Origin of the sequence: Agrococcus casei LMG 22410 (assembly GCF_900163565.1) — a bacterium.
In the GTDB taxonomy this organism is placed as follows: domain Bacteria; phylum Actinomycetota; class Actinomycetes; order Actinomycetales; family Microbacteriaceae; genus Agrococcus; species Agrococcus casei.
The window spans coordinates 35730-51589 of the sequence record NZ_FUHU01000025.1 but is presented as its reverse complement, the minus strand read 5'-3'; the positions used below and the strand labels follow the sequence as shown (position 1 = coordinate 51589).

The following is a 15860-nucleotide window of genomic DNA, read 5'->3' as shown; positions in this document are numbered from 1 at the left end:
GCAGTTCCAGCTCTGCTCGAGCAGATTCCTCCTCCTGGTGCAGGGCTAGGCGCGCTGCGCCTAGCGTCGCGCAGCGGCAAGCCGCTGCCTCGGCGGACCGCTGCGCGGCCGCTGTAGGGATACGTTGAATCTATGAGGCAGCGCGATCGACAGGTTGAATTTCGTTTTGAGAAGGATGATGCTGCGCCGGCTGAATTTGCGGCGTTTGCGGCTTTGTATTGGGCATTCGATTCTGTCAATGCTTCTGAGCTTCCCGAGTGGAGATGGAAGGTTTCGGAGCTTCTCGTGCCTGAGTTCGGGGGAGCTCACGCATCAGTAGTGGCTGCTGCGGGAGGATCCCTCGAGGTGCATGGCTTTGCGTGCTTTGCCTGCGGGGCTGTTCCATACAGGCCAGTGAGCAGATCAGGGCTTGATAGTTTTCTCCGGACAGCCCCTTCGTATCTCGAGAATCCCCCGGCGCACTCGTTCCGGTTTGATAAGTGCTTGCGCTGCTCTGACTTGCTAGCTGGTCAGCTTGAGCGGGCACGGTATCCGCATTCGTGGAGGGCGCGAGCAAAGGCCCAAGCGCTCAGCCGGCACCAGGAGGAGGAATCTGCTCGAGCAGAGCTGGAACTGCGGCGACGTGCGGTAGTTCGGGAACGCTGTGGGTTGGACGAATGGACGAAGTACCCCTCTTCCGCTGAGGAGCTGTTGCAGTTAAGTGTGGTGCTCCGGCAGAGATCAGAGCTTGGTGTAGGTCCGTTCGATGCGGTGAGTACGCCGTTAGCTGCGGGCGTTGAAGGTTCACTCGGGGTATTGCAGGCTCTTCTTGCAGCGGACCTGTTGAGGATCTCCCCCGACACTCCTCTTGAATCGCTGGATTGGGCTGATGGGAGCAGTGACTTCCCTGCAACGTTCAGTCCGCTTCGGGCGGCGTTTCAGGTCCCCGGGCGCGGGCAAATTCACGAGCGGGTCGACGTGTGGCTCGATGAGTTGCCGTCTGTGGAGCTGCAGAGCTTGCCTCGGCGATACATCGAGCAGCTGCCTGAGCTGATTGTGCGAGTGATCTTGGGTGAGGTGCATCGGTACTTGGAGTTCAAACTGAGTGAAGTGTCCCTGCCTTCGCCGACGCAGGAGCAGTGGTCGTACTTCTCGACGTCGGTTTCCTCGAGGATCGGGCCGCTCAGCCTGGGGAGGTTGTATTCGGTGGTGTGGTCGTCAGTTCGCGCTGGCACGCATGCCAAGCAGCAGTATCGGCAGCGACCTGCGACAAGCACACAGACAGTGATCAATGCGATTACTCGAGGTATCGATGCGGCTTTAGAGCACGATCGCTACCTCGAACCGTTCCAGCTGGATCTCCGTGTGCCGTTGGGGCAGGTGTCGAGCCTGTTGCTACGCAAGGTTCTCGGAGTCGACCCTGCGTCGACGTCGATTGACGAGATGCTTGAGCTCCTAAACATCCAGCTCGAGCAGGTGCCGACACCGACTTGGGGTCGTGACTTTGCTTGGTTTGATGAGAATCGCGAGCTGTGGCAGCCCTTAGAAGTGCTGTCCGCGCTTTACACGGTCGCTGAGTCCGCAGACACTGCAGAGGTGGCGAGGACTGCGTCGATTGCGGCAAGTTTGGATCGACGCCTCAGTATGGCTGGACTGGATGATCAATCGCGTGCCATCGCAGTTATGCACGCGCTCGTGCTGGGTGATGTGGGAGCAATGCACGGGTCTGCGGTGCTTGCACGGGTTCGGGAGCTTGTTGGAGAAGAGGAACTGGGCGAGCCTGGAGCGGCCCTATTCTGACGGTCCGAGTGCCTACCCGCTTGGTTTCAGCGGTGCTCGTGGCGGGTAGTGAATTAGTCGCGGCCCCTCTGCTCTTCGGCCTGATGTGACGAAGGGCCGGAACCTTTAGAGTTGGTTCCGGCTCTCGCTGTGTTCTAGATGGTGGTCAGACGCACACCATGACTTCGCAATACTCCACCGTCTCAGTTGCTTCTGAGAGGGCATCGGGATCTACTGCCTCAGTTGTCCAGCGGTACTCTTCCTTAACTCCGTCTTGGCTGTCGATCTGCTGACCTGACTCGTCAAGCGCTATTGCCTTAGGAACGGAATCAACCCAAGCACCTTCGGGGAACTCTGAGGAGAACACTTGCGCGTACTCGGCATCCATTGTCTCCAGGGTTGAGTCAAAGCAGAACTGTTCGCCGGGCTCGGCAACTCGAACAGGCGTCATCTCGTCAGCGGTCTCATCGTAGGTGTAGACACGAATCTGTTCGTCGTGGCTAGTCATCTGCGGAGCCGATGCGGGACCAGCGAGGAGCGCGAATGCAGGCGCGTTCTCACTGGACGTAGAGGAGGCGTCTACCTCTGCAACTACCTGTGTGCAGTTGTCCGTCATCCACTGTTCGGGGGAGATCTCCTGCGGTGCGGAGTCGTCGGCTGGTGTTGATGCGTCCGGGTCACCTCCTCCGGAGCATGCGGAGAGAGCCACGAGCATCGAGGCTGCCGCGAGGATGGTGAACGATTTGAGGGCGGAACGGCGCATGGGGCCTCCTGTGCATTTGTGTGGCAACTGGTTGGACATTTGATTGCTACAGGCTAGCCGGGGCGGGCTGGAAGGACTCTGGTCGTTCCTGCTTAGACGAACCACGGTGATCGAATGAGGTGCATCACTGCAGCAGCCAAGGATCCAATGGTCCATTCATCGTCCAGTCTGGGTCACGTGTGAAGCGTCTGCAGGAGTCGCATCAGTCCCAGGGGGACTGATGCGACCTCGATCAGTTCTTCTGGATGAGAGCGACCGCTTCCTTAGGTTCGGCGATAAGTGTTGCCGAATACTCGGTGATGATGCGATGGCAGCCGCTCGAGGTGGCGGAGGTGATGGGGCCGGGAACTGCGCCGAGGGCACGCCCGAGGATGCTGGCATGGGCAGCTGTATTGATCGCTCCGCTGCGTTGGCCGGCCTCGGGGATGATTGTTCCGGTGCTGAGTGCTGCCAGGAGCCGATTGCGCTGCAGGAAGCGCCAGCGGTGGGGAGTGGTTCCGACTGGGCTTTCGGAGAGGATTACGCCATGTTCAGCGGCATTCTCGTAGAGGCCTTCGTGCGCTGCGGGGTACGAGCGATCGAGGCCGCCTGCGCTGATCGTTACGGTGTTTGCTCGAGTGCAGATGGCTGTACGGATTGCTTGTGCCTCGATGCCGAAGGATCCGCCGGTGACGATCGCGGCGGAGTCGTTGGCGAGAGCCTTCACGATCTCTGCTGTGGTCTCGGTGCCGTAGCTGGACGCAGCGCGTGCTCCGGCGATAGTGGCCGAGTGCTGGAGCGATTCCAGTATCGAGGCGTCTCCTCGTGCCCAGAGTCCTGCGGGTGTTGCTGGGCCGAGGTCATTGAGGCTTGACGGCCAGTGAGGATGTCCGGGGAAGATCAACTCGAAGCCCAGGGATTGCGACTGGTCGATGATCCTGGATACGTGGTCGTAGTCGTACTTGTGTTGCCAGTACTCGAGGCTGTTCTGTAGCTGTTCGGGCTGGTAGCCGAGTGCTGTTTCCCATGCGGAGACTGGGACGTGCTCGGCGATCATGTCGATCGTGCGTTCGGCGCCGAGCTCTTCGCGCAGGTGCCCGGCGAGCATGTCTCCGGGTTCGGTGATGCTCAGCCAAGTGGTGAGGGCGCGGGCATGGGCGGAGTGGCACTGTGTTGTGCTGGTTGCTGCAAGTGTCATGGTGTTCCTCCAATAGAAACGAATCGATCTGACATCTATAAACTAGCATAGTTGGGCCGGTAGTTTCAAGCATTGCCTTCCTGTTGTGTATTGATCTGGCCTCTATAAAGGAATAGGCTGTTTGGAACTTGTCAGAGTGTTTTAAGGAGGCTGGATCGTGGTTCAGTGGAGCAAGGATCTCGGCGATCTGCAGCCTGGGGATCTGCCGGAGCGGATGACGTATCGAGACATCGCAGAGCTATTGGGTGTGAAGGTGCAGACGCTGCATCAGTACCGGTACAAGGACTCTTCGTTCCCGAAGAAGATCGCGGAGGTTCGTTCTGGAATCTTCGACGGGGAGGATGTTCGAACCTGGTTGAAGGATCGAAGCCGGGGCCGGCCGCAGTACAGCTCGAGCGAGGAGGAGTTGCTGGTGCCAGGCAAGGAGCTCTTTACCTTCGATGATCTCGCGCAGTTGATTGGTGTGTCTGCGTCGTCGCTGCGAACGTACAAGTACGACTACGACCGGGATGTGTTCCCGAAGCCGGCAGTGAACGCTGATACCGGGCGCCCCTACAGTCCGCAGCAGTTCGATCGAGAAGATGTGCTGCAGTATGCGCGGTTTCAGCTTGAGCGTCTGGAGGGGCGTGGCAGGATTCCGAATGAGTTGTTGACCCGCTTTGTGAATCAGTAGGACTGATCATGGCTGCTGGTCACGTTCTTCGCGGCGATCGTTTGCGACGGCTGTTCATGCTGAGCATGGGTGAGCAATTGGGGAATCCGCGTACCTCGGCGATCGCGCGTGAGCTGGGCGTGAGTGCCGGCACGGTGCGGCGCTGGATCCGGGACGGGATCCCGAAGAAGCGTGAGTCGGATGTTGCCGTATTGGTGCGGCCGTCGACGGAGCTGCTGGCGCAGGAGCGCAAGGAGCTCGAGGATGCGCAGCGTGTTGCGAAGAGCCTGGATGCGCTGGACGCTGGCGCTGGTGTGCCGATGTGGGCGGCACGGTCGTGGCTCGTTCCTCATCGCTTGGTGCTGTTTCGGCACGATGCGTATGGGGTGATTGTGCCGAGGGTGTCTGTTGCAGAGTCGTCGGCGAAGGCCAGGAAGCACCAGCTGCAGGGGCTGGCGAGATCGGCGAACTATGCGCGGGTGGTGCGAGCTGAGTGGGTGTTCCCGTCGAAGTACCATGCTCAGGTTGCGAGGTTGCAGCTGCTCGAGGAGTTGCTGCCCTATCGTGTGCAGTTGCGCGAGGGGATCCTCGATCGAGGAGCAACGCAGGCGTGGCTGAGCGAGGCTCGTACGCCGAGGCTGCCATGGATGCGGTTCTATCGCGTCCCTCGAGCTGGTCGTGGAACGATCGGCGAACTTGCCAGATCGTCGTCGTCGTTGACGGCTGCGGAGAAGCGGGTGCTGCGCAACCATGACCGGCGAGCTGCTCGGGCGAGACAGCTCGAGCTGGACCCAGCTGTGGTGATGGTGGGCCGCTAAGCGGTGGCTAGTAGTCCAGCAGCGTTACTCGTGCTCTAGGTCACGGTCTTCGACGATGCGCCGAAACTGACGAGTCTGGCGGGCACGTGCGGCCTCCGCTTCGGCTGCGCGCTGATGCCGTTCCTGAGCCTGTGCGAATGCTCGCACGAGTCGCTGACGTTCGGGCAGATCCTTCGGTGGAAAGAACCGGCCGATGATGGGTGAAGCAGCAAACCATACGGCGAAGCCTGCCGCGATACCGATGAGCAGAGCGGGAATGAAGGGAATGATGATGGCCAGTCCCAAGCTGACGATGAGCACCGAAAGGAGTGCGCACATCAGCACGCTGACACCGTATGTGACTGTTTCTTCCTGGCGCATGGGCCAGGGGTAGCTACCTGGGCCTGTGCGGTCGTGGAGTGGCAGGCAGTCCTCCTCGTCGAAGAACTCGGCCGCGAGAGGACCGTACACTTCACCGATGAGTGGCAGCAGGCGCTCGTGTTCGGCAGCGCTTGGCTGCCGTTGGTAGAGGCGGACCTGGTGGGCAACGTGCAGCTGCCGTTCCCTTGCTGTGGGTGTGTTGCTCATGGTCGGTATCCTCTCTGCGACCAGTGACACTCGAGGCGCCTGGTTAGTACGGTGACGGATCCCCGAAGGAGAGATCGTCGATCGTGTCGAAGTTCCAGCCGTTGGTGTAGCGGCGGGCGAAGTGCGGTCGGAGGAACGCTTGGACACCCGATTCGCCATTTTCTGCGAAGGCGTCGAAGAGCTGCTGGTATTCCTCGCCGCTGAGCGGCACCGATGTGGTGCGTGAGCGCTTGTAGCTGCCGCCAGGGCCCTCAGGGGGTCCTTGGTAGCCGTGCACCTTGATTGTTGCGCCGGTGTTCGCGTAGGGGGCGTTGCGCTTGGGAGAGCGCTTCACAGCGGCTTTGCGGCCCTCTTTGGTGAGGGTGCGTTTTACAGATCGGCGAAGGCGTTTGTGGTTCGTGCCTTCGGGCATGCGACCGTTCTTGACCCATCGCTGTACGGTTCGCTGCGACACTCCGAACCATTGCGCGGCCTTTCGGGTATCGACGGCTTCTTTGCCTCGGTAGGTGTGGCTGAACTTGTAGGAGAGCATGTCGCGCACGTTGTCTGTGCCAGTTCGGTCGGGATGTGGGGCTGCTCGATCGGTGAATTGTTCGAACAGTATCCTGTTGCGTTCGCTCGACTCCTGTTGGATGTCGTCGTCATCGTCGTAGATGCTCACGGGTTAGTCCTTCTCGATTCCGAACTTGCCGTCGTAGGTGCCGCCGTGGAAGTAGGGCAGCTGCTCTGCCATCGGGGCGACGCCTTCGTGCTTGTACTTGCCGAGTCCTTTGCCGAGGTCGTCGATGGTGCCGGGCCATGCGGCCAGGGCATCGCTGTTGTTGCTGGTGTACAGCAGCGTGTCTTTGTGCACGGCGATGGGCCAGGTGTTGGTGGCGTTGCCGATCTTGACGATGCGGCGGATCATGTTTGCTCGTGCTCTGGCCTGGATGGCGTGGCGTCTCTCGGGGGCGAATCCTCGTCGACCGGAGTGGTAGTCGACGGAGCCGATCGACCCGATGGCGCGAACGTAGATGGACTTGATGATGCTGCGCGCGGCCTGGTCGTCGACGTCGGGGGTGTCGAGCTCGGTGCGGGCGGTATCGATGTACTTGGCCCAGGAGTCGAGGCTGCGGTGTGAGGTTTCCCAGATGTAGGCCTCGTGGACGATGAGGTCGAGGCCGATCTCGTTGGCGATCTCGAGTGTGGGTGCGCTGACCCAGGCGTCGCGGCCGAGGCGTTCGTCGTTGTGGTGTCCGAATGGACTGGGCATGCGTGGGTCGAGGTCCTCGCGCTGGGGCAGCTGCACGCGGTAGTAGCCCTGCTTGTTCTTGACGAACTCGTGGCCACTCGCGAAGTGGGTCGGCTCCCCCAGTCCGAAGTATGTGCCGGAGACGCCGGCAAGGTAGGAGCCGTTGCGATCGTAGGCGTGGACGAGCTCGTGGCGGGTTTCATCGTCGGTGGGCTTGCGGGTCCAGTTGAAGTCGTCCTCGAGGGCCGGCACGGTGGCGGGCAGCACGGGATCGGTCGTGGCGGTCATGAACGATTCGCGCAGATCTCGGTCCTTGACGTGCACGGTCGCTTCCATCAGCTGGAAGCCGGTCGTTTTCGCGGAGACCGCGAAGGGCACGTTTCGGTCGGCGAGCTTTTGGAACCTGGCTGCGACGGTCGCCGGGGAAGGGTTGTCAGCGAAGATTCCGTCGGTGTCGTCGCGGCGCAGCGCGATGAGGGCGAGTTTCACGCCGTAGTGCTTGGCTCCCTTGGCCCAGATGCGGGTCGTGGCGTGGATCCATGGCTCGTCGGTGCGGAACTCCCATCCGTCGCGCAGTGCATTCTTCAGCGTCCAGTGGTTCTCGGTTTCGGCCTTCAGGAACTCGTCTTGCTTCCGGGCGAGCTTGGGGAGCTGGTCGACAGGAATGTTGAGGCGTAGGGCTGCGTCGTCGGTGATGAAGATCGTCGGGGTTTCCGACTTCCAGGAGCCGCTGCGGGCGCCGAGGTTGAGATCCTGGGCGAGCTTGGCGATGGTGCCGAAGTGTTCCATGGCGGGAACGTCGACGCAGGTGCCGTTGGGCAGCCACAGACCGCGAGTATCGAGGACGGCGACTGCTGCCCGGTATTCGTGGTCGCGTCGCGGCCTGGCCGGCGGCTCGGCAGGCGCTTGGCTGGCACCAGCGACCGTGGCAGCGGGCGCCGGAGCCGCAGCTGTGTTGGTTCGGGCGGCTGGCTGCTCGTCGACGTCGGGGGCGCGCTGGATGCGCTCTTCGAACTCGAGCTGCGCCGGGGTGTCTGTGTCGGGGCTGTCGGGTGTGGTGAATGGATCCTCGTCGACCGGGGCTGCCGGCGGTGTGGGAGGTGTGGGTGTCGGTTCGATGGTGCCTGTGTCCTTGGGCTGGCCGGGCTCGTCGCCGATGAGCACGTCGATGTGGAGGTCCCACACGCGCTGCTGGACGCCGCCGATGCGGCGACGGCTGGTGGACTTGCCGCCATCGCGCTCGGTCCAGCCGTGGGCGACCAGGCTGGACCCGACGCTGGTCGTCGTCTCCGACAGCGTCTCGCCGGCACGGTTGGCGGCTTCGCTGGCAACGTCGAACGCTGTGGTCGGGAACAGATACAGGCGCTCTCCCTCGATGACACCGATACGGGTGCGGGCCTGCTGCTCCCAGTTGTCGTGCCCTTCGAACGTGCCGCGCAGTCGCCAGCCGAGGGCTCCTTGTGCGAACTCTGGTGCTTGGCCGTCACGGTCGGAGATGTAGGCGCGGCCATTGAGGAGCGCTTCACGCAGGTACTGCAGGAAGTTCGCGGCCGGGTCGCCGCCGGTGGATTCCTGCTGCCCGTATGCCTCGGTGAGGCCCTCGATAAACCAGGCCTCGAACTTGGTTGCTTCGTCACGGCTGATGGCGCCGGCACCGACGAGCATGCGCAGCATGAGTCGGATGCCGAAGTGCCGCTTCACTGCGTCGTTCATATAGCGGCCGATGGCGCCGCTGTCGGTGTTCAGCAGCTCGAGGCGCTGCAGCCACTCGGTGCGCATGGCCTGCTGTGCTGGGTTCTCGGGGTCTGCTTCTTCCTGCAGCGCGTCCCAGTGGCGGGCGAGGTACATGATCAGGTTGGCGCCGAGCTGGGCTCGTGCGTCACGTGCCTGCTTGGTTTCCAGCTTCGGGTAGAGATCTCCGATGTTGTCGATGTCTCCGGGGTTGAGTGGGATGACCAGCAGGCGTGAGAGGTTCGATCCGTCTGCGGAGAGCTCGCCGGTGGTGATGGGTGAGAACTCGATGCTGCCGTTCTCGTTCTGTGAGAATCCGCCTTCGCGCTTCATGCGCAGGCGGCCGCCGGCCTCGCCGGCTTCGAAGGCGCGGGCGAAGTCGCCGAGCTTCTTGCGGATCTTCTCGGGGACGCCGTCGGGGGCGAAGTCGTCGATGATTGCGGGCACGTTGCCGAACATGCTGCTGACCTGCATGAGGCCGTGGAAGGTGGATCCTGAGTCGGAGCCGGAGAGCATGGCTTTGCGGCGTCCGTGGAAGTGCGCCAGGGGTGCGAAGTACTGGCAGACGAGGCCGGCGGTTCCAGTCTTCGCAGCAGCTCGCGCACCCATGAGGTGCGTGGCGAGGGCGCTCTTGCCGAACGGCGAGTGCCACACCGTGCCCAGCAGCGGCGCGAGCACCTTCGCGGGCAGGTGCTGCTGCAGCGGCACGGTCCCCGCGAGCCACGCCTGGCGCAGCACCTTCGCGTCATCGACGGGGTCGGGCAGGTCGTAGACGGAGAACGGGCCAGAGGGTGTGAAGCGCACAGGCACGTCTAGGCGGCCGTTGGGACCGATCGCGCCGGAGCGGTGCACGAAGAATCGTCCGAGATCGTGCTCGCGCCACCCTGGGGCGACGTAGACCGTCTTAGCGGTGTCCGAGGAGACGGGCCTGGCGTTGAAGATCGCATCCCATGCCTGGGCAATCGCGGAGGGCTTGGAGCTGACGAGCATGCCCGACCATGGCAGCGACTGGGTCCAGGTCTTCTTCTGCACCATTTCCGCATCGATCGTCATCGTCGACTGCTCGAGCTCGTGGTTGCCGTGGCTGTTGACGATGGGACGGCCGCGGTCGTCGCGCTTCCACCGGAACCAGCGGATCACGTAGGAGTCGCGGGGGCGCGCCAGTTCGCTGTCCTGGCCGTCGTCGATCGTGCGCTCCTCGATCACGTGGGCCCAGCCGCGGATCACGGTTTGGTAGACGGTCTTGTCGTTGGATCGCGTCACGCGGACGGTTTCGCCCTTCCGCACTCGGTAGACCGGGGCGGTGTTCTCGACGTCGTCGTCGTCGCCCCAGCTGCCGTCGAAGTCATCGCCTCCGGAGCCATCGAAGCCGCCGTCGCTGCCGATGAGCTCCTTTGCCGGCACAGCGGCTGGTTCCTCGAGGTGCTCCTCGATCGCGGGCAGCCCCACGGCGACATGGGCAGCATTTCTGGCCTTCAGGGCTGTCGTTGCCAGCGCCACGGCTGCAGCAGCCGTCTGCTGGCCGGCCGAAGAGAGTTGCAGCTGCAAGATCTCCTGCTGCGCGGCCTGCACCTTCTCCCACAGCCGCTGCGTCTCCCCTGCCCACAAGTTCGCCTGCTCGACGTGCTGCTGCTCGAGCTGCGCCTCCGCCTCAGCTGCAGCATCGGCAAGCTGCGCACCCGCTACCTCTGCCGCTCCCACCGCGATCGCGGCTCGGAGATCCTCGGCAGTCACGGGCACCAGGTCGTCGGCGCCCATGCCGGCATCGAGGTGATCGGTCAGGTCAGCCTTGGCATCCTCGACTGCCGGCAACAGCAGCGCCACCTGCGCGGCAGGCTCGAGTGCCTGGAGCTGGTCGTGGATCGACAGTGCCCACTTCGCGCCTGAAGCGTCGCGGTCGACGACGACGCGGACGTCGGCGCCGGCGAAGACCTCGGTCAGGTGCTCCGGCCAGGAGCCGGCACCCTGCGCGTTCGTCGTCGCAACCAGGCCGGCGGCCTCTGCCGAATCGGCGTCCTTCTCGCCCTCGACGATCCAAACCGGCTGCCCTGCCGCGATCGCGCTCTTCACTGCCGGCTGGTTGTACAGCACAGGCGTGAATCCCTTGGGCTTGGTGCGCACGGGCCGTCCTGTCGCCGGGGATACGAACGACTGCACGAACCGCTTGCGCCGCTCCCCATCGATTACAGCCTCGAGGCGGATCACCTGCTGCACCACAGTGCCGGAGTCGTCGGTGTACTCGTACCGGGTGACTTCCTGCCAAGCGTTCTTAGGGATCTCGGGCTCGGCTTCGACCTTGGATACCAACCGCTCGGGCAGCTTCGCTCGAGGAGTCTTCTTGGTCCGCGTCTTTGCGGGCCGTTGCGTCTTCCAGTCGGTACGGTCGGTGCGCTCCAGCGGCTTGTCGAACATGGTGTCCACGGTCAGACCGAGCGCGTCCATCACATCCGCTGCGCTGATGGTGTTCTTGCAGGCCTGGCAGTGTACGAGCGTCTTCTCTTCGTGCGGCTTGTACGTGACGTGCAGAGAGGGCGTGCGGTCGTCATGGACCGGGCACAGCGCCATCACATCGTGCTCACGCAGCTTCTTCACCGGACCGCGCGCAGCAAGCGCATCCACGATCACATCAAAGGATCGAGGACGCGCAGAGAGCGAACTGGCGAGGGTCATTTCTCCGAGGCCTTTCGCGAACGCCACGGCGACACTCGCATGAATGCGAGAGCCTGAGTCAGGCTATGCGCTAGCATTAGGAGTGTCCTTTCGTAGGTACGTGTAGGGAGACCTTCACGGAATCCCGATTTGGCAACTGCTCGGCAGCAGATGAACTAAACACTTCAGCCAGAACTACTGGCACTTCAAAGCTCTTCGAGTTGGCGCTCGAGGAGCTTTGATCGTTTTCTACGACACCATCAAGTCGAGCTCCTCGTCTCCTCGTCCATCTGTGGCTTGTCGAGATCTTGCTTTGGCGACGTCGTCCATCACCCAGGCGGGCAGGTCGAGTCCTTCGACCTCGCCGAGTCTCTTGATGACCCAGGTGCCGATGTCCAAGCCCTCTGCGAGTGCGGCTTCCTTGATTGAGTCGTACATGTCCACAGGGAATCGCACCGTCTGAGGGTGACGTGCGCCCTTGGCCTGACGCCCTGGTTTCTTTGACATAGCTCCAAGGTAGAGCAGGCCTGAATCTGAATCTGGCAGCGACACGCAGAAAGTTGAGCTCGTTGCCGACGCCGTTCGTCGGCTCGTCCTCAGTTTGTGCAGCGAAGGTCTTCATATCTGTGTCAGTACCCCTGCGGGGTCGGTTTTGGGACAAATCGATCGAGAAGAAGTTTTGGGGCGCACTTCTCCAGCTGTGACACCTCTCGCGCACGTGTGCATACGCGTAGATGTTGCGTATTTAGGTGTCACGGTGTCACAGAGGGCCGACTGCCCAGTGTTTGTAAGGGAAGTGCTGTGACACCTGGGGGTGTCACAGCACTTTTGCCACGACATGCTCCTTCAGGTGCCTACTCCCCTGTGTTTGCAAGGGGTGTGAGGGTTTGGTGGGCAGGATTTTCGGTTTTGCTGTGACACCTGCCTTGGGTGTCACAGTCTGTTGTTGCCACTTTTGAGCACCCGCAATCAACATCTTTATACAATCCGCAGATCGAATCTTTACATATGTGAGGTCATGCGCCTTTTTTTGCCGATGCGGGCTTGGCGCCGCCGCCATGCTTTGGGTAGCGCAGCTCGCCTCGTTGCAACCCCTGGGTGGGCTGCGCTATCTCTTCCAGCTCCTGGAACTCCTCGGAGTCGAGGAGGGCGAGCACTGTGAACGCTGTGAGGAGGTTTGTCGAGCCGACTCCTCGTTCGAGGTTCCTGAGCGTTGTTTCGGAGATGTCGGCGAGCTCGGCCAGGTCCTTGCTCTTCATGGTGGGGTCGTTTTCCCGTGCAGTGAAGATCCATTGGCCGATCGCTTCGGCGATTCTCTTGGATCTGATCAGTGCCTCGTCGAGCTCCTCGGTGTTGTTCTCTGTGTTGTTCATGACGCCGAGTGTGCCGCACGCTTCCATCGAATGGAAGTTTTCTGCCATCCCGTGGAGGCGTGGCCGATACTTGCTCGACCTGCGCGTCAAGGCGCAGGGAATCGTGGCAAGGCGCTGCGTGATGAAAGGAAAAGGGTCATGAAGTACGCGATTGTGGAGCAGCAGGACATGGCGGGCCGGCCTCTCCTGGTGATTGGAAGGGTGAACCCAACGACGGGTGTGTTGCAGGATGAGCAGGTGATGACCGAGCCGGTGCTGCTGGCGGTGGCTCGCTTCGTCGCGAAGTTCTGCGACGGCATGTTGGAGCGGAGCACGCTATCGGCTGCGGGTCAGGCGCGGCTGGAGCTCGTGGTCCGGTCGGAGACAGTGCCTGTGGTGTTGGAGGACGAGTTGCCGGAGATGCCGTGGTCGGAGATCCAGGAGTGGGAGACCGAGCTGCGGGGGCATGGGGATGATGGCGAGCAGGTTGCTCGGCATCAGGTGGTGCGGGCTGAGTTGATACGTCGGTTGCGTGCGCAGCATCGCCGCAACCAGCGTTGAGCGGGAAGGCTCAGTCGGTCGTTGAGCCGCTGTGCAGGTCGGGGATGTCGATCGCGTTGAGTTCGTGCCAGGTGTCGACTCGGACAGGGGCGGCTGGGGTCTTGTCGGGTTCGCAGCGGTGGCAGGTGGCACCTTCGATGAAGGTGCCACACTCCCCGCACACCGTCGGCGGGATCAGGAAGTCGCTGAGGCTGTCTTCGATGTCCATGTCGCCGCCTTTCGGTGTTGCTGCAATGAGCAAGAAGGGTCTAGCAGAAATATTAGCTAGATGTTTCGGCTTTGCGCTTGTGGTCGGTGATCTGGTCGTACCGAATGCGGTGTGTGCCGAGTCCATTCTTTACCGTCACGGTGGTCTTGTTGGCGCGCACGACGTAGTACCAGGATCGGTGGCCGGTGCTGACGAGGTCATCGGGGGCGATGTTCTTGCGGTTGTAGTCGACGGCTTGCCCGGTGTCGATGAGGTGCTGGCGCTGCTGGGTCCAGTACTGGATACGGTCGCGTAGGCGTGCGATCTCTGCGGTGCTGCGCGGTGTTGCGCGCTCGCCAGCGTAGTTCGTCTCCCAGGCGCGCAGCGACTCGGAGAGGCGGTGGAGCCGGCGGCTGATGGCAGGGGCGCTATCGGGGGTCGTTTCGTTGGTGGCGCGCTTCGCGGCTTCGTCGGCCGCTTTCGCTTCGTCGAAGGTGGCGAACGCCTTGTCGTAGGTTCCGCTGATGCGGGCGCGAGTTCGGCGGTCGCGGCCTTCGCTGTGGTGTCCGACGAGGATGGGCTGGCCGAATGGGATGTGGCTGGAGGCTTCCTGTGCCTGTGCGTGGAGCTGCTCGGCCCGCGCGTGCAGCTGTTCGCTCTTGCCTGCAAGATGCTGGGCTCGCGTCTCAGCCCGCTCGAGTCGGTCCTGTTCGACGTCTGCGGTCGATCGCGGTGTGGTATCGAGCTCGACAGTCACCGTGAAGCCGGCCTGTTGCAGTGCCTCGACCGTGGTGTCGATGATGTGCGTTTTTGGGTACTGATCGCGACTGCGTGGGATGTACCAGGAGCTGATGCTCCTTCCCCAGCGCCAGCGGTTGCTCTTCAGGATCTCGGCGGTGCCGTCTCCGCGGCTGGTGCCGGCGATAAGCGTGCCTTCTTCGGATGTGTGTGTGATGGCGAGCGTGGACATGAATCCTCCAACTAGAATCGATCTGACATGTATAAAGATACAGGAATGGTGAGGCGAAGTCCACCGCGTTGGTGCTTGGTCTTGGTGTGCACGTCGGCGACAAGTTGTCAGCGGTTCTGGGTAGCCTCAAAGAGGAGGAAGGAAGCTGATGGTTGCAGGTTCGATGGTGGCGAGGGCACGCGCGCTCAGTGAACGAGCCCATGCTGGTCAGGTCGACAAGGCCGGCCGCCCGTATATTGCTCATCCGGCCAGGGTCGCCGCAGCTGTGGCTGCGCAGCGGGGCGAGAGGGACCCAGCGGTTGCCGTGGCCTGGCTGCACGATGTCGTTGAGGACACTGGTTGCACGCTCGAGGAGATTGAGCAGCAGTTCGGCGCTGGTGTTGCTGCAGCGGTCGGTGCGGTGACGCGTCGTGCCGGTGAGCTGCCGGAGGAGTACTACCACCGGGTGGCGAGCAACGAAGTGGCCCGCGTCGTGAAGCTGGCCGACATCGCCGATAACACCGACCCGCTGCGTTTGGCGCAGCTGTCTGTCGATGAAGCCACGCGGTTGCGGGGCAAGTACGCGTATGCGCGGGCGCAGCTCGATGTGCAGAGCGAGCACTGATCCGCGAGGGCCAAAGCGGTGCAATAACGCCGCTCACCTCAAAGCGCTGCCAATTGAGGCGCTGAAGCCTGAGGCGTGCCCGAACGTGCCGGATGTGGCGTGGTCTGAGCAGGATATGGATCTTGATGCGCTGTGGCGCGAGTATGCCGATCGGAAGGAGATCGTCGCCGCTGGCCTGGCTGTGTTGCAGGCGCATGCCGATGTCGAGCCTGAGGTCACGACTGCCATGCAGCAGGCGGTGGAAGGCACTGGGAACAAGCTTGCTGGACTGGAGTTTCGCTTGAAGTCGCCAGCTTCGCTGGTGCGGAAGATCTCGGCACGACTGACCGAGGCCGACCGCACACAGGTGGAGCCGTCCGCGGAGGCAGAGGCTGGTCGCCTTTCGGATGTCTTGCGTTTCACTGTGGAGACCCCGGACCAGGACTCGATCACCGGCGCGCTGCGTTCCACGGTGGAGCGGTTGCATGCCGCGGGCCTGAAGGTGACCGAGATTGACAACAAGTACGCGTCAGGAAATTCGTATAAAGCTGTGCACCTGAGCGTTCGCACGAACGAGGGTGTTTTGGCCGAGGTGCAGTTGCATTCGTCCGCGGGCTTGTTGATCAAGGAAGAGAGCCACATGCACTACGAGCTCGCGCGTGATGTCAATCGTTCACTGATGGAACGACAGGCCAGTAGCGTCAAGTCGAAGAGCTTGTATGAAAACCTCCCGGCACCTCGAGGGCTGAACTCAATCGAGGAAGTAGGCGGAGTGCCGGTCAGGAAATCTTAAACTTAAGACGTTCTAGCGTGTCAGGAAAAGTGGAGTTACAATAGGAGTGTAGACCGAGCGAGTGGAGG

At 62.2% G+C, this 15860-nt stretch carries 15 protein-coding genes; 6 read left to right on the top strand and 9 right to left on the bottom strand.

Annotation, left to right across the window (positions count from 1 at the left end):
- Positions 1 to 648 precede the first annotated feature (648 nt).
- Positions 649 to 1779: a hypothetical protein gene (locus tag CZ674_RS04955; RefSeq protein ID WP_086991429.1), complete on the top strand. Its 1131-nt coding sequence runs from the start codon at positions 649 to 651 to the stop codon at positions 1777 to 1779.
- Between the two features lie 145 nt (positions 1780 to 1924).
- Here CZ674_RS04955 and CZ674_RS04950 read toward each other — a convergent pair whose 3' ends face one another.
- Positions 1925 to 2521, bottom strand: coding sequence for a hypothetical protein (locus tag CZ674_RS04950; protein ID WP_086991428.1), 597 nt, complete (start codon positions 2519 to 2521; stop codon positions 1925 to 1927).
- 232 nt (positions 2522 to 2753) lie between these two features.
- The gene (locus CZ674_RS04945) at positions 2754 to 3698 is read right to left on the bottom strand and encodes a DNA-processing protein DprA (protein WP_086991427.1); all 945 of its coding nucleotides are present in this window, start codon (positions 3696 to 3698) and stop codon (positions 2754 to 2756) included.
- A 157-nt stretch (positions 3699 to 3855) separates the two neighbouring features.
- Between CZ674_RS04945 and CZ674_RS04940 the strand changes: the two genes are divergently transcribed.
- Positions 3856 to 4371: a helix-turn-helix domain-containing protein gene (locus CZ674_RS04940; protein WP_086991426.1), complete on the top strand. Its 516-nt coding sequence runs from the start codon at positions 3856 to 3858 to the stop codon at positions 4369 to 4371.
- A gap of 8 nt (positions 4372 to 4379) precedes the next feature.
- Positions 4380 to 5168, top strand: coding sequence for a hypothetical protein (locus tag CZ674_RS04935; protein WP_086991425.1), 789 nt, complete (start codon positions 4380 to 4382; stop codon positions 5166 to 5168).
- A 24-nt stretch (positions 5169 to 5192) separates the two neighbouring features.
- Here the strand turns inward: CZ674_RS04935 and CZ674_RS04930 are convergent, their stop codons facing one another.
- The 5 genes from CZ674_RS04930 to CZ674_RS04910 form a co-directional block, all read right to left on the bottom strand.
- Positions 5193 to 5735, bottom strand: a complete 543-nt coding sequence (locus tag CZ674_RS04930) for a hypothetical protein (protein WP_086991424.1) — start codon at positions 5733 to 5735, stop codon at positions 5193 to 5195.
- 43 nt (positions 5736 to 5778) lie between these two features.
- Positions 5779 to 6396, bottom strand: a complete 618-nt coding sequence (locus CZ674_RS04925; RefSeq protein ID WP_086991423.1) for a MerR family transcriptional regulator — start codon at positions 6394 to 6396, stop codon at positions 5779 to 5781.
- Positions 6397 to 6399: 3 nt separating this feature from the next.
- Positions 6400 to 11367 carry a hypothetical protein gene (locus CZ674_RS04920; RefSeq protein WP_143244648.1) on the bottom strand — a complete coding sequence of 1656 codons (4968 nt, stop codon included), beginning with the start codon at positions 11365 to 11367 and terminating at the stop codon, positions 6400 to 6402.
- A gap of 228 nt (positions 11368 to 11595) precedes the next feature.
- The gene (locus CZ674_RS04915) at positions 11596 to 11853 is read right to left on the bottom strand and encodes a hypothetical protein (protein ID WP_143244647.1); all 258 of its coding nucleotides are present in this window, start codon (positions 11851 to 11853) and stop codon (positions 11596 to 11598) included.
- A gap of 509 nt (positions 11854 to 12362) precedes the next feature.
- Positions 12363 to 12719 (bottom strand): hypothetical protein, encoded by a 357-nt coding sequence (locus CZ674_RS04910; protein WP_143244646.1) that lies wholly within the window; start codon positions 12717 to 12719, stop codon positions 12363 to 12365.
- 138 nt (positions 12720 to 12857) lie between these two features.
- On the opposite strand from CZ674_RS04910, the gene CZ674_RS04905 reads away from it, so the two are divergent.
- Complete coding sequence (locus CZ674_RS04905) at positions 12858 to 13259, top strand: hypothetical protein (protein ID WP_086991419.1); 402 nt, start codon at positions 12858 to 12860, stop codon at positions 13257 to 13259.
- Positions 13260 to 13269: 10 nt separating this feature from the next.
- Here the strand turns inward: CZ674_RS04905 and CZ674_RS04900 are convergent, their stop codons facing one another.
- Positions 13270 to 13467, bottom strand: a complete 198-nt coding sequence (locus CZ674_RS04900; RefSeq protein ID WP_086991418.1) for a hypothetical protein — start codon at positions 13465 to 13467, stop codon at positions 13270 to 13272.
- A 52-nt stretch (positions 13468 to 13519) separates the two neighbouring features.
- Positions 13520 to 14416, bottom strand: a complete 897-nt coding sequence (locus CZ674_RS04895; RefSeq protein ID WP_086991417.1) for a DUF3560 domain-containing protein — start codon at positions 14414 to 14416, stop codon at positions 13520 to 13522.
- Between the two features lie 148 nt (positions 14417 to 14564).
- On the opposite strand from CZ674_RS04895, the gene CZ674_RS04890 reads away from it, so the two are divergent.
- Positions 14565 to 15020, top strand: coding sequence for an HD domain-containing protein (locus CZ674_RS04890; protein WP_086991416.1), 456 nt, complete (start codon positions 14565 to 14567; stop codon positions 15018 to 15020).
- 115 nt (positions 15021 to 15135) lie between these two features.
- On the top strand, positions 15136 to 15792 hold the full coding sequence (locus CZ674_RS04885; RefSeq protein ID WP_234988432.1) for a hypothetical protein: 657 nt from the start codon (positions 15136 to 15138) through the stop codon (positions 15790 to 15792).
- The last annotated feature ends 68 nt before the right edge of the window (positions 15793 to 15860 follow it).

What these genes read in the sequence shown, in the direction of transcription:
- CZ674_RS04950 (WP_086991428.1), bottom strand. Translation starts at nt 2,521, where the DNA reads ATGCGCCGTTCCGCCCTCAAATCGTTCACCATCCTCGCGGCAGCCTCG.
- CZ674_RS04945 (WP_086991427.1), bottom strand. Translation starts at nt 3,698, where the DNA reads ATGACACTTGCAGCAACCAGCACAACACAGTGCCACTCCGCCCATGCC.
- CZ674_RS04935 (WP_086991425.1), top strand. Translation starts at nt 4,380, where the DNA reads ATGGCTGCTGGTCACGTTCTTCGCGGCGATCGTTTGCGACGGCTGTTC.
- CZ674_RS04930 (WP_086991424.1), bottom strand. Translation starts at nt 5,735, where the DNA reads ATGAGCAACACACCCACAGCAAGGGAACGGCAGCTGCACGTTGCCCAC.
- CZ674_RS04920 (WP_143244648.1), bottom strand. Translation starts at nt 11,367, where the DNA reads ATGACCCTCGCCAGTTCGCTCTCTGCGCGTCCTCGATCCTTTGATGTG.
- CZ674_RS04915 (WP_143244647.1), bottom strand. Translation starts at nt 11,853, where the DNA reads ATGTCAAAGAAACCAGGGCGTCAGGCCAAGGGCGCACGTCACCCTCAG.
- CZ674_RS04910 (WP_143244646.1), bottom strand. Translation starts at nt 12,719, where the DNA reads ATGAACAACACAGAGAACAACACCGAGGAGCTCGACGAGGCACTGATC.
- CZ674_RS04905 (WP_086991419.1), top strand. Translation starts at nt 12,858, where the DNA reads ATGAAGTACGCGATTGTGGAGCAGCAGGACATGGCGGGCCGGCCTCTC.
- CZ674_RS04900 (WP_086991418.1), bottom strand. Translation starts at nt 13,467, where the DNA reads ATGGACATCGAAGACAGCCTCAGCGACTTCCTGATCCCGCCGACGGTG.
- CZ674_RS04895 (WP_086991417.1), bottom strand. Translation starts at nt 14,416, where the DNA reads ATGTCCACGCTCGCCATCACACACACATCCGAAGAAGGCACGCTTATC.
- CZ674_RS04890 (WP_086991416.1), top strand. Translation starts at nt 14,565, where the DNA reads ATGGTTGCAGGTTCGATGGTGGCGAGGGCACGCGCGCTCAGTGAACGA.
- CZ674_RS04885 (WP_234988432.1), top strand. Translation starts at nt 15,136, where the DNA reads ATGGATCTTGATGCGCTGTGGCGCGAGTATGCCGATCGGAAGGAGATC.